We start from the raw sequence: 22,105 nt of genomic DNA on the forward strand, positions 1-22,105 counted from the left end.
ACACCTACCTATTCCTATCAAAGGTTAAAGACGTCGAATCCACCCATTGTCCCTCGATTGGACATCATGTGGTTTTTCTCCATCATTTCGTATGTAATTTCTTGATCATGTTCAGTTCGCAATTCAATAATATAGTCAAAATCCTCAATATTGTACTCTGAATGTTGCACAAAGATATCCGGATGCTCGACCACTTTTACTGAAGGTATGCGCATCATCTCCCGAACAAGCTGTAAATGTCGTTCATCTGTTGCTTTACGAGAAACAATTCCATCTAAGATGAAAATATTGTCTTTCGAGAACTCATCTCCGGCAAGCGTATTCCGAACCGTTTGCTTGATCATCGTGGAAGAAAGAAAAATCCATTTCTTATTTGCGCAAACACTTGCCGCAACAACAGATTCTGTTTTACCTACACGTGGCATCCCTCGAATTCCGACTAATTTATGACCCTCTTCTTTAAATATTTCCGCCATAAAGTCAACTAAGATTCCAAGTTCACTTCGAAGAAACCTAAAAGTTTTGCGGTCTTCAGAATCTCGCAAAATATAGCGTCCATGGCGCACCGCAAGAATATCGCTCAATTTTGGTTCTCGAATCTTCTTGATTTTTATCGTATCCATAGTGGAGGCTATTTGCTCAAAACGTTGAATTTGGTCGTCATCATCAGTTGTTAATAAAAGGCCTCTGTGTAAGCCGCCTTCTACTCTATCATGTCCACCGTCTACACTGTTAATCGTTGCGATGTTGACTCTTAACATGCCTAGTAGTGAAGAAATATCCCCGAGTAGTCCTGGGCGGTTCACTTGAATTTCATATTCGAGATACCACTTTCCCATTCGACACACCCCTTCCGGTTATAAGGACGCCTGAAAACGTACATAGTTCCATGATAACGGATTTAAGACAGTAAGAAAAGGATAAAGTAAAAATCTGGAGACATTACAAAAACAATGGTCAATTTCGCAACTTATTCCTGTGAACCACTGATTAAATGTACCACCCACCATTTACTTTTATTATTTCGCCTGTCATATAATCTGCTTTTCCACTTAAAAGAAATTCAACCGTATCTGCTACATTTTTTGGTGTTCCAACTTTCATAAGGGGAATCTCATCGACAATCATTTGCCGCTCATCTTCAGGGATTGAATCATTCATGCGGGTTTCAATCCAACCTGGTGCAATCGCATTAACACGAACACCTGAATATGCAGCTTCTTTCGCATATGCTTTGACGAAAGCGTGCTGGGCGCCTTTAACCGCCGAATACATAACTTCTCCGGCTGCTCCAGTGTTTCCCCAGATTGAACCGATGAAAACAATGTAAGAAGGATTTTCAAGTCTAAGTTTCGATGAAATCAAGCCGATGAAATGGGCGGGATTTTGGACATGTACTTTCCAAAGCGCATCCATATCGGACGTAGTTGTTTCGGAGAGCAATTTGTACATTGGCTGGCCATTAGCAACAATAACGGCATGAATGTCTGTCAATTGTTGCGCCAATACTTTTGCACCGTCACTTCTTTTAAAATCTGCTTGTACGATTTTAAATGAAAGTCCCGGAAACTGCTTGCTTAATATCGCTTGAAGGCTTTTAGCTTTCGATTCATTTTCATTGTAATGCAAGTATAGTGACCATCCTAGTGCTGCGAGATTTCGGCAAATTGCTTGCCCAATCTCGCCTGAAGCACCGAGGATTACCGCATATCGCTGTTTATGCATTTTCTTTTTCTGCTGGAAGTACTTTATAAACCGTAAAGCCACTTTCATCATTGAATGTTGAGAATGCGTTTTTCAAATCTTCAAGCGTCATTTTTTCAAGCGTTGGTACGACATCAAATAAATTCATATCGTTAAACGAATATCTGGTAAATTGGTTAGCAATAAATTCAATTGAATTGAGGGACCGCATAAATTGCCCGATCTTGCGTTTTCTTTGGCGATCCAAATCTTCATCTGTAATTAGCCATGTAGTTGTTGCTTCTTTCAGCCTAGCGCGAATCGCTTTTTCTAGATCCTCTGGTTTTTCAGTATCGGATGAAATCATTGAGAAGCCAAATCCATTTTCTAGCATAAAGCTATATGAATAGGATTCATCGATTAAATCATTTTTATAAGCGTTCGCATAAAAGTCTGATGATCTCCCGAATAAGATATCCATGACAAGTTCTGATGCAAGTTCACGGATGAGCATTTCCTCACCTGAAACATCCGTTTTCGTGCACTTCATGCCAAAACTTAGTTTTGGTTTTGTTACATCCATGGAGAGCGTTCGTTCTGGTTGGGCAACGGTATCAGGTTCTTCAGGGAAGCTTCGGGTGATTTCCTCAGCGGGAATAAATGTTTTTTTATTTTGGTTTTCCTTTATGAATTCCATCATTTCTTCTGGATCCACAGCTCCTACGACAAAAAAGACCATGTTCGATGGATGATAAAATGTTTCGTAACATTCATGCAAATGTTCCGCTGTAATCTCATCAATCGATTCAATTGTTCCTGCAATATCGATTTTCACAGGATGCTCATGGTACATATTTTCAATCATTCCGAAATATAAACGCCAGTCGGGCTGATCGTCATACATCGTAATTTCTTGCCCGATAATCCCTTTTTCTTTTTCAACAGTTTTTTGCGTGAAGTAGGGTTCCTGTACGAAATCAAGCAGCACTTCCGTATTCTCATATAATTTATCTGTTGCAGAAAAAAGATATGAGGTTCTCGTGAATGAAGTAAATGCATTCGCCGATCCACCAAGAACGCTAAAATCTTGAAATACGTCGCCATCTTCTTTTTCAAAAAGTTTATGTTCTAGAAAATGAGCGATACCGTCAGGAACAGTCACTTCTTCATTTTTACCAAATGGAATAAATGTCCGGTCGATAGAACCGTATTTTGTTGTAAAGGTTACATATGTCTTGGAAAATCCCCGTTTTGGTAAAATATAAACATCAAGACCATTTTCCAATTTCTCATTATATAAAGTTTCCTGCAAGTTTTCAAAATGCACTTTATTCATTAGAAGTATCCTCCTTACCCGATAACAAATAGACGACTTCCAATTGAATGTCCTCTGCCATCTTCTTTACATCATCTTTTGTAACGGCATTCCACTTGGAAATAAGATAATCCGCAGTGAAATCTTCATCAAGCTCTTTAAACTGATCGTATACCTCAATTTGCCCTCTTGCCGAATCGAAGGTACTTGTAATGCTGTTGGTGAGTAAAGCTTTCGTTTGATCTAATTCAAGATCCGTTACCTCTCCATTTTGAAGTGCTAATAGTTGTTCCTTAATAAGCGCTACAGCTTTTTCTTCTAATTTTGCGTCAATCCCTGCCATGACAGAAACTAGACCATAATGGGAAGCATAAGAACTAGACGCGTAATAAGCCATACTTTCTTTTTCACGAACATTCATAAATAATTTACTGTGAGCAAATCCACCGAACACGCCATTCATCATTTGCATTTTCGTATAATCCGGATGATGAATCGTAATAGGCGTACTAAAGCCAAGATGTAGTTTTCCTTGTTTCATGTCTTGTTTTTCCCGTACATGTTCAGGTTCGGCACGATTAACATTTTCTGTCGTCTTGAAAGTTTCTATTTTACGTGCTGGACGAGCGCCAAATGATAGAACCGCTTTTAATCTTTCGGCAATTTCCATCTCGTCGATATCGCCTGCAACATAAATGTCAATCGTGTCTTCCTCGATCATCGATTTATAAGTTGCTAGTAAAGTTTCAGGTGTTATTGCTGCTACCGCTTCTTCTGTTCCATCTGAGCTAGTCGAAATCGGGCTATTCGGCCGCAAGACTTCAAGCATTCGTTGTTGCGCGTAACTTGTTTTATTATCATATTGCGAACGAATTCTTTCACGGACTGATTTTTTCTCCCGTTCAACGATTTCTGCTTTAAAATTCCCACCGGCTAGATTCGGATTGAAAATAACAGTTCCCAGTAATTCGATAGCTTCCGCTAGAACGCCGCCATCCGACAGAAATTCATCATTCACACATTCAACATTCAAAGACAGAATATGCGTATCACCGCGTTTTGCAACACCCGTGTACATAATAGTCCCATATAAATCATCTAATTTATTGCGGAGTTCGGTTTGCGTTCGGTACATGCCATTTGAATCTTCTAAAACATTTGCAAGCACAGCTCGTGCAGCTGCAGTCTTAACATCAAGATTACTTTTCCACTTAATAGCAAAGTTTACTGTCTTGAATTGATTTGACTTTCGGGTATATAAGGTTACACCTTGTTCTAATCGATTTTTTGTAAACATCCTAGCACCTCTGTTTTTGTTAATATGTGTCATACTCACATCACTATACATTCCAACTGGCTCTTCATGCAAATTAGTCGTTCTATTAAAGTTCAAAAAAATTAAAAAGCTACCCGAAGTCTTTTACGACTTTCAAGGTAGCTTAAAATTTCTTAACGTTGTCCTTTTATATATGGTTGTCCGTTAGCCTTCGGAGCTGTTGCCCTACCGATAAATCCTGCAAGTGCTAAAATTGTTAGAACGTATGGCAAAATGTGTAGATAAACTGTCGGAACATTTTTCAAAAATTCGATGGATGGCGCACTAATCGCTAGCGCCTGCGCAAATCCGAAAAACAATGCCGCGCCCATTGCACCGATTGGATGCCATTTACCAAAAATCATTGCGGCTAACGCCATAAAGCCTTGTCCATTAATCGTGGCGTGCCCAAAGTCATTCGTCATCGTTTGAGAATAAATCGCGCCGCCAATACCAGCTAGACCACCAGAAATAATGACTGCAATATAGCGTATTTTCGTCACGTTAATTCCCATCGTGTCTGCAGCTAGCGGATGTTCACCAACAGAACGCAATCGTAGCCCAAACGGCATTTTGTAAATGACAAACCATGCCAATACTGCCAATAGAATCGCTAATATTGATGAACCATAGATTCCTTTAAAAAACATTGGTCCAAGAACCGGTATATCTTCCAAAAAAGGAACGTTAAAACGCGGAATACTGCGTTGAATAAAGTCCGTCTGTCCTTTTCCGTATATTAATTTCACTGTAAATAAAGCGACTGCGATTCCTAGCATATTAATCGCAACACCCGATACAACTTGATCGGCTCGGAAAGTAATCGAGGCGACAGCATGCATGATTGAAAAGATTGCTGATACAATCATCGCCGCAAGTAAAGCTAGCCACGGCGTCCAAGCGCCAAAGGTACCTGCAAATGTTAAGTTAAACAAAATACCGATGAAAGCCCCCATAACCATTAGCCCCTCAAGTCCGATGTTGACAACACCAGAACGTTCCGAGAAAACGCCGCCAATCGCAGTAAATATTAAAGGCGCTGCGTATGAAATGGTAATTGGCACGATGAAATATAGTATATCAAGAAAACCCATTTCACTTCGCCCCCTTTTTCTTATTCATGCGATTTAGGATCACTCGAATGATATATCCCGAAGCAACGAAGAAAATAATGAGTGCAATAATGATTGAAACAATCTCTGTCGGAACCCCAGCCTCATTCGGCATATTCCCTGCACCGTATTTCAATGAGCCGAATAATGATGCCCCGAAAATGACTCCGAGCGGTGTATTCGCGCCTAATAATGCAACTGCGATACCATCAAACCCAATCCCGGTAAAGCCCCCCATATTAGCCAAATAACCAAATGTTCCAAGCGCCTCCATGGATCCAGCCAGGCCCGCAAATGCACCTGAAATCACCATGGATAGAACGATGTTTCGATTTACGTTCATGCCCGCGTATTGCGAAGCGTGCTCATTGAAGCCAACTGATTTCAACTCGTAGCCTGTTTTGGTTTTCTCCAATAAAAACCACATGACACCAACCATCGCGAGCGCTACTAATATGCCGTAGTGAAGTGTTGAATAATCCGTTAGGTTGGATAAAAATTCAGACCGAAGTGATGCTGTTGCGCTAATTTTTTCAGTCTTATAGGTTCCGGATACCGTTTTGATTAACGCATTGACTACATGAAGTGCAATATAGTTCATCATGATCGTAACGATTACCTCGTGAACTCGTAAAGTAGCTTTTAAAATCCCTGGCACTAATCCCCATAATGCACCCGCTAAAGCGGCTGCAATAAGGGCAAACGGCAAATGAATGATTTTCGGCAAATCAAATGCCGATCCAACATACGCGGCTGCAAACCAACCGACGATTAGTTGCCCTTCTACCCCAATATTAAATAAACCTGCACGGAATGCGAATGCAACTGCTAATCCCGCTAATATATAAGGACTTATTTGTCTAATCGTTTCCCCAATTGCATAAGCATCACCGAAAATACCATTCCACAATGCGATATAACCGGCAACTGGATCATAGCCGCTGAATATCATGACAATTGCCCCGACAATTAAGCCCAATATTATGGAAATGACAGGTACTAATAGATTGATAACTCTATTCGACATTTCTATCCTCACCTTCTTTCAGTACAACTTCATCACCAACAACCATCATTTCACTCTTCTGGTGACCAGCCATTAATAACCCTAGTTCTTGTTCAGTTGTTTCTGACGGATTCACGGTATCGACAATTTGGCCATCATAGATAACTGCTATTCTATCAGACACATTCATAACTTCATCGAGCTCAAAAGAAATTAACAAAACAGCTTTTCCTTTGTCTCGCTGCTCTATCAATCTTTTATGGATAAATTCAATTGCACCAACATCAAGTCCACGGGTTGGCAGTGCTGCAATTAACAAATCCGGATTACGCTCCACTTCTCGTCCGATAATAAGCTTTTGTTGATTACCCCCGGACAGAGCGCGTACAGGCTCATGCTCGCCTTGTGTCCGCACATCATACGTTTCAATAATTCCTTTAGCCTTTTCAGACACAATTTTATAATTCATAATGCCGTTTTTCGAATAAGGTGCATGATAATAGGATTGCAAAGCGGCGTTATAACCGACAGAAAACTCCAAAACTAATCCATGCTTATGGCGATCCTGAGGAATATGACCAAGTCCCGTTTCCGTGATTTCTCGCGGACGTTTACCTGTAATATCTTTAGCGTTAATTGATATTTTTCCATCCTTCACCTTTCGAAGTCCCGTTATTGCTTCGATAAGTTCGCTTTGACCGTTCCCATCGATTCCTGCAATCCCAACAATTTCACCTCTTCTAACCGATAGATTCAATCCTTTAACTTTTGCTACTCCGCGATAATCTTCCACTACAAGATTCTCAATATGTAAAACTTCCTCGGTTGGAAACGCAGGACCTTTTTCCGTTTTGAAAACGACTTGTCTCCCAACCATTAATGTCGCAAGCTCTTCCGGATTGGATTCTTCGGTAATTACAGTACCAATACCTTGGCCTTTACGGATAACTGTCACGCGATCCGTGACATCCATAATTTCTTGGAGCTTATGTGTTATTAAAATAATCGACTTCTCTTCCTCAATCAGCTTTTTCATAATAATAAATAGCTCATCAATTTCTTGCGGTGTTAGAGATGCGGTTGGTTCATCAAATATTAGGATTTCCGCACCCCGATAAAGCGTTTTCAAAATTTCCACCCGCTGTTGCATGCCGACAGAAATATCTGCGATTTTCGCGTATGGATCCACATTTAACCCGTATAATTTTGAGATTTCTGCAACTTTTTTTGCAGCATCCCGGATATTGATGGTTCCCATTTTTTTTGGTTCGTTGCCTAAGATTATATTTTCTGTAACAGTTAAGTTTTCTACTAACATAAAGTGCTGGTGAACCATTCCGATGCCCAAGTTATTTGCGATATTAGGATTAGATATTGCGACTTTTTCACCACGAACTCGAATTTCTCCGCCTTCAGGTTGATAAAGGCCAAAAAGAACGTTCATTAATGTTGATTTACCTGCGCCATTTTCACCTAGAAGCGCATGGATTTCCCCTTTTTTTAACTGAAGCGTAATGTTATCGTTCGCAACGAAATTACCGAATTCTTTTCTAATATCCAGCATTTCAATGACGTATTCCAATGGGTTCACTCCTTTAATAATTGACTTACAAAATTAATACAAGAAAAGATTCCATATTCGGAGGAAACCTTTCTTGTATTAATTTACATTTGATAAAATTAGGAAGGCCGGAAAACCCGGCCCCTAGCTATACTAAATTATTTCTTTGGATCTGCTGATACTACAATTTCTCCATCAACAATCTGTTTTGATAATTCGTCGATTTTGTCAAGAACATCTTGAGGAATTGCCCCGCGAGAATCAGCAAGTTCAATCATGCCTTCAGCAATACCATAGCGAGTGATTTCGCCGCCTGGGAATTCGTCTTTTTCAGCAAGTTCCGCAACGCTGATAACTGATAGGTCAACACGTTTAAGCATCGAAGTAAGCGTGATGTTATGGTCGCCCACTTGGCCTTCATCGTACTGGTCTGAGTCAACACCGATTACCCAAATATACTCATCCGGGTTTGCAGATTTACGCTCTTTCGCTTCTGAGAATACCCCGTTACCCGTTCCGCCAGCTGCGTGGAAGATAATGTCAACACCGGAAGTGTACATACGGTTTGCAGCCGCTTTTCCATCTTCCGCTTTATCAAAGTTACCCGTATACTGTACGTCTACTTTAATATCAGGGTTAACAGCCGCAACACCTTCTACAAATCCTGCATGGAAACGTTCAATAACTGGAATTTCCATTCCGCCAACAAATCCGATTTTGTCGGATTTCGTCATAAGTGCAGCTGCCGCGCCTGCAAGAAATGAACCTTCTTGTTCTTTAAACATAATACTTGCAACGTTTTCTACTTCTGATTCTTCATCGACAAGTCCGAACATAGCATCTGGGTTCTGTTCAGCAATTGTTTCAATTGCATCTTTAAGTAGGAATCCGATTCCATAAACGACATCGAAATCACGACGAACAAGTCTATTCAAGTTTGTCTCGTATTCAGAAGCGTCATTAGATTGTAGGTAGTCGTAACCTTTATCTCCTTTTTCTAGGCCGTTTTTCTTTCCGTATTCTTCAATCCCTTTCCAAGCAGATTGGTTAAACGATTTGTCGTCAACGCCGCCTGTATCCGTTACCATTGCTACCGATACAGCGTTTTCATTTACTTCGCTAGAGCCTGTAGTTTCTTTGCCTTTGTCTTTATCAGTACCGCAAGCGCCGAGCAAACCGCCGATAACAAGCATCATTGCAAGTGCAAGACCCAATTTACTTTTTCTCAATGTAAGACCCTCCTATGATTTTTGTTTTTATATTAGTAAGGACGTATAGACGTCTTATACCCTTTTTCGCACGACATGGAAACTAAATTTATCTGCTCGAAAATAGTTCTTCGAATACAGGACCATTTCTCCGTCTTCAGTATAATGCCGTTGTTTTAAAACTAGAAGTGGCACATCCACACCGCAACGTAAAATTGAGGATGCTTCTTCATCATAACCGACTGGTTCAATCTGTGCGATTGCTTGCACGATGCGAACATTGCCGGATTGCTCAATTGCATCAAAAATAGATACACTAAAAAGTTCTTCGGTTTCACTTGGTAGATATTTAGCTAGTAAACTATCAATACAATAGACAACAGGTTCGCCATCTGCCGTTCTAACACGTTTAATCGTGACAAGTTTCTCATCTTCCGAAGAGCCGAATTGAGAGACACATTCATCAGTTGGATCCGTATCTGAAACATCCATGAAAATTGTACCAGGTTCCATTCCCGCATTTTCTATCATTGTAGATACGCTTTCCAACTGTTCAATACCTGATGTAAAGATTGGTTTTGGATTAATAAACAAACCAACCCCGTGTCGGCGGGTTAATACTTGTTCATCTTCTAAAATAGTTAATGCTTTTCGAAGAGTTGTCCGAGTGACATCAAACATTTGTGCAAGTTCAAAATCGGATGGCAGTCTATCATTTTCTTTATAAACCCCTGATTCTATATTTTTCCTCAAGATATCAACGACTTGCAAATGGTGTTGTTTCCCAGCACTCATCATTTTTGTATCACCGCCCTCTATATGGTCAGACTTTTCATTGCTATTTGAATATCATTACTAATCAATTTCACTATATCACTTTCGTCCCAGAAAATAAACATAGATTTCAAATAAACATATGATTACCAAACTTTAGTAACAAAGTTGTACTATATTACCCATTATTTCATGAATGCATATCGGCTTCCTCTTTACTGATAAGAACTTGACGCGGTCTACTTCCATCCGGAGGTCCGACAACTCCCCGCATTTCCATCTGATCTACGATGCGTGCCGCCCTAGAATATCCGACCCTAAATCGACGTTGCAACATAGAGACTGATGCTGTTTGCAATTCTGTAACTAGTTGGACTGCATCATCATACAAATCATCCGTCTCTTCGTGCGACGGAATATCAACGATTTCAGTTGGAATCATTTCTTCTTGATATTGGGCTTTTTGTTGTTCAATGACAAAATCTACAACAGCCTCAACTTCGCGGTCCGAAACGAAAGCGCCTTGAATTCGAACCGGTTTGGATGCACCAGCTGGCAAGAATAACATATCTCCTCTTCCCAACAACTTCTCAGCTCCGCCACTATCCAAAATCGTTCTGGAATCGATTGCTGATGAAACCGCAAATGCGATTCGTGATGGAATGTTTGCTTTAATAACACCCGTTATTACGTCGACACTTGGACGCTGGGTTGCAATAATCAAGTGAATTCCCGCAGCCCGTGCCATTTGTGCAAGTCGTGTTATAGAATCTTCCACATCGCTTGACGCAACCATCATTAAGTCCGCAAGTTCATCGACGATGACGACAATATAAGGCATATGTGGATGCTTTTCGTCATTCTCTAAATTCCATTCGTCAATATGATTATTATACCCTTCGACATTTCGTGTACCAGTATGCGAGAAAAGTTCATAACGTCTCTCCATCTCAGAAACCACTTTTTGCAAAGCTTGAGCCGCTTTTCGCGGGTCTGTAACGACTGGTGCCAACAAATGCGGTACACCGTTGTAGACATTAAGTTCAACCATTTTCGGATCAATCATCATCATTTTCACTTCATGCGGTTTTGTGCGCATAAGAATGCTGATTATTATTCCGTTTATACAAACACTTTTACCACTGCCCGTCGCTCCAGCGATTAGCATATGCGGCATTTTGTTTAATTCGGCCAGAATAGCTTGTCCTGTAACGTCTCGACCAAGTGAAATCATTAATTTCGATTCAGGTGCATCATTTTCTTTTGATTCAACGACTTCCCGAAGACTAACGACAGCAACATCTCTGTTGGGCACTTCAATGCCAATAGCAGATTTACCTGGAATCGGCGCTTCGATTCGAATATCACTCGCTGCAAGCGCCAGTGCTAAATCGTCTGTCAAACTCACTATACGACTCACTTTAACCCCCGTAGCTGGTAGCACTTCATATTTCGTAACTGCAGGCCCTAGATGCACTTGCACCACGCGGGCTTTAACGCCAAAGCTTAAAAAGGTATCTTCTAATTTTTGCGCATTTTCTTGGATTGAGTCATATTCGCCGGATTGATCATTATATGGAGTTTCAGTTAATAATGTTGTTGGTGGTAATATATAAGACTCATTTTCTTCTTCACCGATTATTGCACTTAAATTACTAACGGCTTCATCCGTTGATTCCTCAACGACCACTTTTTCTAGAACCGCAGCTTCTTCGTCTTTAGCACGTTTGTCTATCTGTTCCGTAAACGTAGAAATAATTGGTTGCGATGGAATGTCTTCGACGACGGGTTCCGCGATTACAGCCTCTTCATTTACTTCTGCCCGACGAGCCCTTGTTTTCTTAGGCTTAGGCGCCTCTTTTTTCGGTTTCTCTTCTACCTTGTCTCGAGAAGCCTTTTCTTTAAAATTCTTCTTGAACGAATCAACCATTTCCGGAAACTTTTCCGCAATGATTGGCACTAATGCCTTTCCAGTTAATAATACGAGTCCGATTAGCAGTAATAAGATTCCCGCAACAGTTGCACCCGAAGTATCAAACAAGGAATAAAACATCGCAAATAGAAATGCTCCGAGCATTCCTCCCCCTAGTGCACCGGTTCGGTCTGCTATTCCGTCATTAACAATTAGCACTTTCCATGTTTCTCTTAATGCCGAATCCGACATAAGCACACGGCTTTCATTAAGCTCTTTAAATAAATGGACGTGGCTAAATAGGAGTAAGCTTGCAAGAATAAACAAACTTCCCCCCATAATCCGATTTTTCCACCCTCCCACTTTTCGCATAATCATAAATATAAGTGCTTGTACAATTAATAGAAATGGGATCGCAATATGCAAGTTCCCAAACAAAAACCTCGTTACCGACGATAGACCTCTTCCCGCCGGCCCAAATTCAAACATAATTATAACGGCTAAACCGATCAATGCAAGACCAATTACTTCATACAACAATGGATGCATACCTGGTTGTTTCTTTTTCCGTTGATTTGCGCGCCGTTTTGACTTTCTTTTTCTAGACATTGCTCTCCTCCTTTCTTTTAAAAAAAGGTTTCCCGCCGTTCAGACGGCAAGGAAACCCTTCAGAGCGGTAGGATCCTAATTTTTTCTTTCGATTAGTATTCCATAATAATTGGTATGATCATTGGACGTCGTTTCGTTTGTTGGAATAGGAATGAGCTAAGTGTGTCACGAATCTCTTGCTTTATCCCTGTCCATTCGAATGACTTTTTAGACACATGCTTCTCAACTATTTTTGTAACTAGTTTAGTTGCTTCGTCAAGAAGATCTTCAGATTCACGAACATAAACAAATCCGCGCGAAACGATTTCCGGACCTGCCGTGATACGCTTTTCTTTACGACTAAGGGTCACAACGACCGTAAATATGCCATCCTGCGATAATAGTTTGCGGTCCCTAAGAACAATGTTACCGACGTCGCCAACACCGATTCCGTCTATTAGCACGTTGCCAGCTTGGACACGTCCACTCATACGTATTTTACCGCTTTTATATTCTACAATATCGCCTTTATCAGCGATAAATATGCTCTTCTTTTGCATACCCACCTCTTGCGCAAGTTTTGAATGCGCCATAAGCATGCGATATTCGCCTTGAATTGGAATGAAGTGTTTTGGTTTCATCAAATTTAACATAAGCTTCAAATCTTCTTGGCTACCGTGTCCGGAAACGTGAACTTTTTTGCTTGACGTCAGTACGGTCGCGCCGTTTTTAGCTAATTCGTTCATTGTTTCGTACATCGATACTTCCATACCAGGCGATGGCGTAAATGTGATTAAAACCGTATCTGTATCTTTAATACGAACATCACTATGATGCTTTCTAACGATTTTCTCCAAGGCATCCAATGGCTCGCCTTTATTACCAGTGACGATAATAACAACTTGATCATCTTCATACTTCTCTAATTCATTAACAGGGATGACAACATCGTCTTCCGTCGATAAATAACCTAAGTTAACGCCTACTTCGAAATAGCTTTCCAGACTCTTGCCGACAACGGCCACTTTTTTACCCGTCTCAAATGCTGTGTCCAACACTTGTTGAATTCGGATAAAGTTGGAGGCATATAACGCAACCAATATTCGACCTTCTGCTGCATGAAAGGTTTGTGATAATTGTTTTTCAATGACCGATTCAGATGTTGTATATCCAGGCCGTTCTGCCTCAGACGAATCTGACATTAAAATAAAGACGCCTTCTTCACCTAGATTTGCCATTTTTCCAATGTCCGGGCGATATTTTCCTTTTGCTGATTGGTCAAACTTAAACTCGCCAGTGTGAACAATTGCACCTTCACTTGTGTTAAACACGATTCCTAATGAATCAGGAATACTATGCGTCGTATTGAAAAATGTAACATGCGTGCAATTAAAGTTCATTCTGCTTTTATTTGTCACTTCAAAGAAGCGAACAGATGCCGGCGCGGGCATGTCTTTTAAATGTTCTTTCGCTAATGCTAACGTAAGTTTTGAACCGTATACTGGGGCTTGTACGACTTGTAATAAGTAAGCAAGTGAACCAATTGCATCTTCATGTCCATGCGTTAAGAATATTCCTTTCACGCGTTGTTTGTTTTCCTCAACGTATGTAAGGTCAGGTATTACGATATCTATGCCTAGCATTTCTCGTTCAGGGAACATAAGTCCAGAATCAACGATAAATAATTCTTCATCGATTTCAACGACATACATTGCTTTCCCGATTTCTCCTACCCCTCCAAGGGGGATAATTCGTATTAATTCATTTTTTGTTTTTGTCAATTTTGTTCCTCCTATTTCTACTTCCCGTCCATATCGACTATGATTCATTATACGGGACGAAACGTTCTTGTACAAACAAAAAAAGCCGGTTTCTTAGACCGGCTTTCGTCAAACAAAAATATGTTCATTGCTTTTGAACTTTTCCCACACTTTATCAAAGGCCATATTTTCTTCGTCATACCCGATTAACGGCAAGCGTACGCCGCCAGTGTCAACACTGTTTTTTTGCAATGCATATTTCACTGGAACCGGATTTGGTGCCGTAAATAATTCTTGAAACAATGGAACTAACGCCCGGTGCATGCGAGCCGCTTCTTGTGTGCGTCCCTCGTTAAATGCAGTAATCATTTTTTGCATTTCATTTCCGACGACATGTGCCGCTACTGAGACAACGCCGTTTCCACCAATTGCAAGCAATGGCAACGTTAGCCCATCATCCCCACTATATACTTTAAATCCAGCGTCCGTTCCTTCAATAATTGCCGCCATTTGTTCGAGGTCTCCACTTGCTTCTTTTATTGCTCGAATATTCTTCACTTTCGATAAAGCAATTGTCGTTTCAGAAGTCATATTAATAACGGATCGTCCTGGGATATTGTACAAAAGAATTGGAAGTTTTGTTTTCTCGGCTACTGTTGAAAAGTGTGCGTACAGTCCTTTTTGATCCGGCTTATTATAATAAGGGGTCACAAGCATAATGCCGTCGACTCCCATCCGTTCAGCCATCAGCGTACTTTCAATTGATTCAGCAGTTGCATTCGAACCTGTTCCTGCAATAACCGGAATTCGTTTATTCACTGTTTCAACTGTAAATGAAAGTAATTTTTCTTTCTCTTGAGCTGTTAACGTAGGGGATTCACCTGTTGTTCCGCAAACGACCAACGAATCTGTTCCGTTTGCGATAAGATGTTCAATCAGCGTCCTAGTCTTTTCAAAATCGATGGCCCCTGTTGATGAAAACGGAGTCACCATCGCCGTAGAAATTCGTCCAAGTTCCATACTAAAATCCCTCTTTCATTGAATTCATTTCTTCTCAGTTGCTAAGAGAGCTTCTGCAATCTGCACTGAATTCAGCGCAGCGCCTTTAATCAGATTATCCGTCACAACCCACATATGAAAACCTTTTGGATGATCCGGGTCTTTTCGAAGACGTCCAACGAAAACATCGTCTTTGCCTTCCGAAAATAATGGCATTGGGTATTCTTGCTTATTTGTATCATCTTGTACTACAATTCCAGGTGCATTGACGAGTGAGGAACGAATCTCATCAACAGTAACGCCTTCTTTATCAACTTCAAAATAAACGGATTCAGAATGGCCCGATACAACTGGGATTCGCACACATGTCGCTGATACATGTAAGTCATTCATATTAAATATTTTTTTTGTTTCATTAATCATTTTAAGTTCCTCTAGTGTATACCCTGAAGAATCAAAAGCATCAATTTGAGGAATCGCGTTAAATGAAATTGGATAAAACTTTTCTCCCGCGCCGGTCGGCAGAAGTTTCGCTTCGATTTCATGGCGATTTAAAAACTGATTACTTTGTGTTTCTAATTCGTCAATCGCTTCCGCACCAGCACCAGAAACTGCTTGGTACGTCGACACGATAATCCGGCCCAATCCGAAACTGTCACGAATCGGTTCCAGAGCTGTCACCATTTGAATTGTAGAACAGTTCGGATTTGCAATAATTCCATTATGCTCATTCAGCGCATCAGCATTCACTTCTGGAACCACGAGCGGAATTGTTTCCGTCATTCGAAATGCACTTGTATTATCAATAACAACTGCGCCTCGTTTTACAGCTTCTTCAGCAAACATTTTTGAGATTGCGCCGCCTGCACTAAAGAACGCAATATCAACATCTTCAAAAGATTCCGGAACGGTTTCTTCAACAGTAAATTGTTTACCGTCTACTTCAATAACATTCCCAGCTGACCTTGCTGAAGCTAGTAGTTTAATTGAACTTGAAGGAAAATCTCGTTCAAGTAGTTTTTCTAAAATTGTAGTCCCAACGGCTCCCGTAGCACCGACAATCGCGATATTAACTGTACTCATAATCAAATCTCCCTTTCAGCATCAAAGCAGTTGTAATGGAAAGATTATAGCATAAGATTTGGTTTTTTGTGTCGGAACCTTCACTTTTTTTCATGAATGATTAATAAAGGTTGGAGTTGTTCATGATTAAGAGCTGCTGCAGCTGTTGGAACCATTAAGGTAAAGTCGGAGATTAAGGAGTTTGGTTTTTTTATCGGATCGTCCTGTCCAAATGGGATGAAATACACACTTTTCATATTGAGGAGTTTCATAAGGTTGACACCATTTAATCCTAATGCATCATTCGTTGAAATACCTAAAACAACTGGGCTACCGTTACGTAATGTTGCTTTAGCGGCCATTAATACTGGCGAGTCGGTTGACGCATTGGCAAATCGACTTAAGGAATTGCCTGTCATCGGTGCAATAATCATACAATCAACAGGTGTTGATGGTCCAAATGGCTCAGCGCCTACAATTGTTGAAATAACTTTTTCCCCTGTCGCCTTTTCAATCTTGGCAATCCACTCTTCTCCCGTGCCAAATCTCGTCGCAGCAGTGAGAACTGAATGTGTAATAACAGGGATAACTGTAGCGCCAGCATCAATCAAAGAGTCAATAACCGGAATAATCTCTTCATACGTGCAATGTGAGGCCGTTATTCCAAGACCTATTCGCTTTCCTTGTAGTAACATTTACTTCCCCTTTCATCTTCGGTGGATCCTCTCGAGTGCATCACTTAAAGAAATTGCCGCATCGACAGGAAAATACTTCCCTGGCAAACCAGGGAGTAATCTATAGTATTCATTTGTCGACGTTTCCCTTAGGCAACCGGGCGCTGACGCAAGATCGAAGATGAATTTCGGAATTTCATATTGATTGGAAAACCATTGTACCGGAATTGTATTAATGAGATAGGCTTCACTCATCTTAAGCTCAATTGAAAACCGTTCGGCATTAAATCCTCGCATTTTCGCCTCGCCTAATTGGGCATCTGAACGGGCAAGCACCGTTACATCGGCACCAAGTGGTTTTAGTGAGTCCGCAACCATTTTTCCGACTCGTCCATAACCTGCGACATAGAACTGTTTTCGATCTATCGTCTGGCCTATTTCATTATAAAATACACTGATGAAGGCTTCCGCAGTAATCCGCGCATTCTCCCATATAAAAATCTCATCTTGAAGATAGGATTCTATCAAAAAATGAGATTTTTTATAACGCTTCTTCCATCCCTCCGAAGCAACGCCAGTATATAATTTAGTACCTTCTCCTAGTAGATGAAGCGGTATTGTGCCTTTCATTTCTAATATAGGGAAAACAATATGATTTGGTTGAAACTCCATGAGTAGCGATTCAAGTTCATCTGTATACGCATTTGTGGGAATCCAGCGAGAAGTATATCCCTTGTTCTCCATCAATTTGCAACATACCGATAGTCGTTTATCGGTGCCGATAAATAACCATTTTTCTTTACTCATTCAAATAAGCCTCATCAATTGGACCTGTTTTTCTAAAAAGGATACGGTGTTCTCCGATTAAGACGATTTCCGACCACGGAATAAACTCATCCGCTTCTTCAGGGCGGTTTTTAAATGAAAATCGACCGAATTTCTTTTTTATTTCAAGTCCGATAATTTCGCCTGTTTTTCCATTAAAAATTAGATCGGTATCAGCCAATAATCCGTAACGTATTCCTTCATCCACTTGGATCAATTCTTTCCCGGCAAGTTCCGAAAGTAGCATCATTCATTCCCCTTTCTATTCTCTCTCTTCAGTATATGAATGAGAATTGGAAAGATTGTTAAATGAATGCAATCCCTTCAATTGTTTCTTTCGGAGCGATGATTGAAATGGCACGTTCGTTGCCCAAAATCTTGTTTGCAATTTGTATAATGTTTTCTCTTTTGACCGATTGGATATCAGAAACGACATCGTCAATGCTTCGATGCTTTCCATAAACAATTTCATTTCTACCATTCCGAGACATTCGCGACTCTGTACTTTCTAAACTCAACAAAAATCCGCCGATGACATGTTCCTTCGCCTGATCAATTTCCTCTTCAGATACCCCCTCAGTCAAAACCATTTCAATAATCTTATCAATGGTTTCATACAGTTCATTTGTCTTTTCTGGTGAAGTTCCACCGTAGATAATGAATGATCCACCTTCCTCATAAGATGTGTAATATGAATACACTGAATAAGCAAGACCGCGTTCCTCACGAACTTCCTGAAAGAGACGAGATGACATAGCAGATCCCAATATACTATCCAAAATAACTAAGTCATACATGCGTTTATCTTTTAACGCTAACGCTGGGAAACCAATACAAAGATGGGATTGTTCTACGTCTTTCTCTTTGATGATTATCCCTGGTTTAAACAATGGCGTTTCTGTATTGGATGCGACAAGCTTTTGACTCGGCGACTCGAATGAACCGAAAAGCGTTTCAATCATGTTAATTAAGCGATCATCAAAGTTTCCAGCGACCGAAATAACGATTCGCTCAGGTTTATAGACTCGGTTAATAAAGTTTCTAACCATTTCTTTGTTAAACGACTCTATTGTGTATTTACTTCCCAGTATCGATTTTCCGATTGGATGCTCCGGATACATTGAACGCCAGAGTTGCTCATGCACGTCATCATCGGGCGTATCCTCAACAGTTGCAATTTCTTCAAGGACAACCGACTTCTCTTTCTCCATTTCAACCTCATCAAAAACCGAATGAAATATCATATCCTCTAATATGGAAATTGCCGTTTCTGCATGATCACCAAGAACAGTTGCGTAAAAACAAGTCATATCTTTAGAAGTAAATGCATTCACATCTCCTCCCATACGATCAAATTGTTCTGCGATTGTACGCGCTGATCGGGTGGGCGTTCCTTTAAAAAGCATATGTTCAATAAAATGCGCAATACCTTCTTCGCCCTTCGACTCATCCTGTGATCCCGCTTCTATACAGACACCTAACGCTACGGAACGAACATGCGGCATTTTCTCATGAATAATTCTGACACCATTCGTACAGGTATGTTTTGAAATCAAAAATATTTCCCTCCTTCTCTCCAAAGTTCATCATTTTGGTGACCAATCGTCTATCCAAACGACGCCCAATAGATTTAAAAGACAAAAAAAGACCTCGATGAGAGGCCCTTAATTGTACGATAAAACCTGCTTATTTATTCTCTTTTTCCGCAGCCTTTTTCTCTTCAAGAATAACTTCTTTTCTTGATAAATTTACGCGACCTTGGTTATCAATTTCGATGACTTTAACAAATAACTCATCACCTAATTTTAATACGTCTTCAACTTCGCGCGTACGTTCTTCGGCAATTTGGGAAATGTGAAGTAGACCATCTTTTCCTGGGAATAATTCAAGGAAAGCGCCGAATTTTTCAATTCGTTTAACTTTCGCCATGTAATATTCGCCGACCTTAGCTTCACGAACAATATTTTCAATCATCGCTTTTGCTTTAGCATTCATTTCGCTATTTGGAGAAGAGATATAAATCGTGCCGTCTTGTTCGGTATCGATTTTAACTTCAGTCTCTTCAATGATTTTATTGATCACCTTACCGCCAGGTCCAATAACATCGCGGATTTTATCTGGGTTGATTTGAACTTTAATGATTTTAGGCGCATACTCAGATAACTCTTCACGTGGTCCTGAAATCACTGAATTCATATGTTCAAGGATATGCAAACGACCGATTTTCGCTTGTGTCAAAGATTCTTCAAGAATTTGACGTGATAACCCTTCAATTTTAATGTCCATTTGAAGTGCAGTGATTCCTTTTTCAGTTCCTGCCACTTTAAAGTCCATATCTCCAAGTGCATCTTCCATCCCTTGAATATCAGAAAGAATTGAATAATTTTCCTCTCTCTTAACAAGTCCCATCGCAATTCCAGCTACTGGCGCTTTCAATGGTACTCCAGCATCCATCATAGCCATCGTGGACGAGCAAATGGAAGCTTGTGAAGATGAACCATTAGACTCAAGGACTTCAGCAACTAGGCGCATTGTGTACGGGAAATCAGACTCGTCCGGAAGAACTGCCTCAAGTGCACGTTCTCCTAAAGCACCGTGACCGATTTCACGACGACCCGGTCCACGGATTGGGCCAGTTTCTCCAACACTGAAATTCGGGAAGTTATAATGGTGCATAAAACGTTTAGACTCTTCAAGACCAAGACCATCAATAATTTGCACCTCGCCAAGTGCACCTAGCGTACAAATACTTAGTGTCTGTGTCTGACCGCGCGTAAACAAACCTGAACCATGTGCTCTTGGTAAGATGCCGACATGGGATTCAAGCGGACGGATTTCATCTGGGGCACGGCCATCTGGACGTACTTTTTCATCAGAAATAAGTCTGCGTACTTCCTCTTTTACCATATTCCCTAAAATAGCCTTCACTTGTTTTAAAGTAGCTTCATCAGCTTCACTTTCAGTATAAGACTCCATCACTTCGTTTTTAACAGCATTGATCGCGTCTTCGCGTTCATGCTTCTCTTTTGTCTGAATTGCGTCCGTAAGTTGCGCTTCATACTTCGATTGAATTTCAGATTTTAATGCTTCGTCTAATTGGAATAATGGTATTTCCATTTTCTCTTTCCCGACTTCAGCAATTATTTTCTCTTGAAATTCGACAAGCTTGATGATTTCGTTATGGCCAAACATAATTGCTTCAAGTATAACGTCTTCCGCTACTTCAGATGCACCCGCTTCAACCATGTTAATCGCATCTTTCGTTCCCGCAACAATCAGATCTAGATCGCTCTTTTCTAATTGGTCCAATGTCGGGTTCACGATGAACTCTCCGTCAATACGGCCAATTTGAACGCCCGCAATCGGTCCCTCGAATGGAATGTCTGATACAGATAGCGCTAAAGAAGAGCCCAGCATTGCAGCCATTTCAGGCGAGCTATCATTGTCGACTGATAAAACCAACGATATAACTTGTACATCATTACGGAAACCATCCGCGAATAATGGACGAATCGGGCGGTCGATTAGGCGACTTGTCAATACCGCCTTTTCAGAAGGACGACCTTCACGTTTAATAAAGCCTCCTGGTATTTTACCGGCAGCATATAGACGTTCTTCGTAATTCACTGTCAGTGGGAAAAAATCAAGACCTCTTGATTCTTTTGAAGCTGTTGCAGTCGATAGGATTGTCGAATCCCCGTAACGAATGAGTACAGCGCCATTTGCTTGCTTTGCATACTGGCCAGTTTCAACGACTAATTGTCTTCCAGCCCATTCAAGCGAAAATACTTTCTTTTGTTCTGTCATTATTGAACCCCTCTCCATGTAGCAACAATCAGAATTGCATACGTTGTATGTATATTTATAGTGTACCAAATTAGGCGTGGTGATGCGAAATTTTCATAACAAAAAGAAAAAGCGGGCAAGGCCCGCTTTCATGTAGTCATCTTATTATCGGCGTAGACCGAGTTTAGTGATAAGATCACGGTAACGCTGAACTTCGTTGTCGCGCATATACTTAAGAAGTTTACGACGACGACCAATCATTTTCATAAGTCCACGACGTGAGTGGTGGTCTTTCTTATGAGTAGATAAATGTTTGTTCAGGTTATTAATCTCTTCAGTAAGGATAGCGACCTGAATATCTGCAGAACCAGTATCGTTCTCGTGAGTTTTAAATTCAGAAATCAATTCGTTTTTACGCTCTTGTGTAATAGCCATCCTTTTCACCTCCTATATCAAAATATCCCCAATTTCCTCGCAAACGTTGGTGACTCGTTATGCCAAGAAAAGGTTCGTACATATTTAATG

At 40.6% G+C, this 22,105-nt stretch carries 19 protein-coding genes; all 19 read right to left on the minus strand.

What is annotated here, in order from left to right; all coding sequences use genetic code 11:
- Positions 1 to 17: 17 nt before the first annotated feature.
- Positions 18 to 839 (minus strand): DUF3388 domain-containing protein, encoded by an 822-nt coding sequence (locus J4G36_RS07340; protein ID WP_210469375.1) that lies wholly within the window; start codon positions 837 to 839, stop codon positions 18 to 20.
- 151 nt (positions 840 to 990) lie between these two features.
- Positions 991 to 1,725 carry an elongation factor P 5-aminopentanone reductase gene (gene ymfI / locus J4G36_RS07345; RefSeq protein ID WP_210469376.1) on the minus strand — a complete coding sequence of 245 codons (735 nt, stop codon included), beginning with the start codon at positions 1,723 to 1,725 and terminating at the stop codon, positions 991 to 993.
- On the minus strand, positions 1,718 to 3,019 hold the full coding sequence (gene yfmH / locus J4G36_RS07350) for an EF-P 5-aminopentanol modification-associated protein YfmH (RefSeq protein WP_210469377.1): 1,302 nt from the start codon (positions 3,017 to 3,019) through the stop codon (positions 1,718 to 1,720). Before yfmH ends, ymfI begins: the two co-directional genes overlap by 8 nt.
- On the minus strand, positions 3,012 to 4,295 hold the full coding sequence (yfmF, locus tag J4G36_RS07355; protein ID WP_210469378.1) for an EF-P 5-aminopentanol modification-associated protein YfmF: 1,284 nt from the start codon (positions 4,293 to 4,295) through the stop codon (positions 3,012 to 3,014). The genes yfmH and yfmF overlap by 8 nt, the downstream gene beginning before the upstream one ends.
- A 152-nt stretch (positions 4,296 to 4,447) precedes the next feature.
- Positions 4,448 to 5,407, minus strand: a complete 960-nt coding sequence (locus J4G36_RS07360) for an ABC transporter permease (protein ID WP_210469379.1) — start codon at positions 5,405 to 5,407, stop codon at positions 4,448 to 4,450.
- A gap of 1 nt (position 5,408) precedes the next feature.
- Complete coding sequence (locus tag J4G36_RS07365) at positions 5,409 to 6,452, minus strand: ABC transporter permease (RefSeq protein WP_210469380.1); 1,044 nt, start codon at positions 6,450 to 6,452, stop codon at positions 5,409 to 5,411.
- Positions 6,442 to 8,013, minus strand: coding sequence for an ABC transporter ATP-binding protein (locus J4G36_RS07370; protein WP_210469381.1), 1,572 nt, complete (start codon positions 8,011 to 8,013; stop codon positions 6,442 to 6,444). Before J4G36_RS07370 ends, J4G36_RS07365 begins: the two co-directional genes overlap by 11 nt.
- A gap of 137 nt (positions 8,014 to 8,150) precedes the next feature.
- Positions 8,151 to 9,221, minus strand: a complete 1,071-nt coding sequence (locus tag J4G36_RS07375; RefSeq protein WP_210469382.1) for a BMP family lipoprotein — start codon at positions 9,219 to 9,221, stop codon at positions 8,151 to 8,153.
- 54 nt (positions 9,222 to 9,275) lie between these two features.
- Positions 9,276 to 9,998, minus strand: coding sequence for a GntR family transcriptional regulator (locus tag J4G36_RS07380; protein ID WP_210469383.1), 723 nt, complete (start codon positions 9,996 to 9,998; stop codon positions 9,276 to 9,278).
- Positions 9,999 to 10,164: 166 nt separating this feature from the next.
- A complete protein-coding gene (locus tag J4G36_RS07385) occupies positions 10,165 to 12,495 on the minus strand; it encodes a DNA translocase FtsK (RefSeq protein ID WP_210469384.1) in 2,331 nt (776 codons plus the stop codon).
- A gap of 92 nt (positions 12,496 to 12,587) precedes the next feature.
- Positions 12,588 to 14,255: a ribonuclease J gene (locus J4G36_RS07390; protein ID WP_210469385.1), complete on the minus strand. Its 1,668-nt coding sequence runs from the start codon at positions 14,253 to 14,255 to the stop codon at positions 12,588 to 12,590.
- Positions 14,256 to 14,363: 108 nt separating this feature from the next.
- Positions 14,364 to 15,254 (minus strand): 4-hydroxy-tetrahydrodipicolinate synthase, encoded by an 891-nt coding sequence (gene dapA / locus J4G36_RS07395; protein ID WP_210469386.1) that lies wholly within the window; start codon positions 15,252 to 15,254, stop codon positions 14,364 to 14,366.
- A 24-nt stretch (positions 15,255 to 15,278) separates the two neighbouring features.
- The gene (locus J4G36_RS07400; protein ID WP_210469387.1) at positions 15,279 to 16,316 is read right to left on the minus strand and encodes an aspartate-semialdehyde dehydrogenase; all 1,038 of its coding nucleotides are present in this window, start codon (positions 16,314 to 16,316) and stop codon (positions 15,279 to 15,281) included.
- An 80-nt stretch (positions 16,317 to 16,396) separates the two neighbouring features.
- Positions 16,397 to 16,990 carry a dipicolinate synthase subunit B gene (locus J4G36_RS07405; RefSeq protein WP_210469388.1) on the minus strand — a complete coding sequence of 198 codons (594 nt, stop codon included), beginning with the start codon at positions 16,988 to 16,990 and terminating at the stop codon, positions 16,397 to 16,399.
- A gap of 12 nt (positions 16,991 to 17,002) precedes the next feature.
- Positions 17,003 to 17,776, minus strand: a complete 774-nt coding sequence (locus tag J4G36_RS07410) for a dipicolinate synthase (protein ID WP_210469389.1) — start codon at positions 17,774 to 17,776, stop codon at positions 17,003 to 17,005.
- Positions 17,769 to 18,041 (minus strand): YlmC/YmxH family sporulation protein, encoded by a 273-nt coding sequence (locus tag J4G36_RS07415; RefSeq protein ID WP_210469390.1) that lies wholly within the window; start codon positions 18,039 to 18,041, stop codon positions 17,769 to 17,771. Before J4G36_RS07415 ends, J4G36_RS07410 begins: the two co-directional genes overlap by 8 nt.
- A gap of 58 nt (positions 18,042 to 18,099) precedes the next feature.
- Positions 18,100 to 19,350, minus strand: coding sequence for a M16 family metallopeptidase (locus tag J4G36_RS07420; protein ID WP_210469391.1), 1,251 nt, complete (start codon positions 19,348 to 19,350; stop codon positions 18,100 to 18,102).
- Between the two features lie 130 nt (positions 19,351 to 19,480).
- Positions 19,481 to 21,601 (minus strand): polyribonucleotide nucleotidyltransferase, encoded by a 2,121-nt coding sequence (gene pnp / locus J4G36_RS07425; RefSeq protein WP_210469392.1) that lies wholly within the window; start codon positions 21,599 to 21,601, stop codon positions 19,481 to 19,483.
- A gap of 144 nt (positions 21,602 to 21,745) precedes the next feature.
- On the minus strand, positions 21,746 to 22,015 hold the full coding sequence (rpsO, locus tag J4G36_RS07430) for a 30S ribosomal protein S15 (RefSeq protein WP_210469393.1): 270 nt from the start codon (positions 22,013 to 22,015) through the stop codon (positions 21,746 to 21,748).
- Positions 22,016 to 22,105: the final 90 nt, after the last annotated feature.

Source organism: Sporosarcina sp. 6E9, from assembly GCF_017921835.1.
GTDB lineage: Bacteria > Bacillota > Bacilli > Bacillales_A > Planococcaceae > Sporosarcina.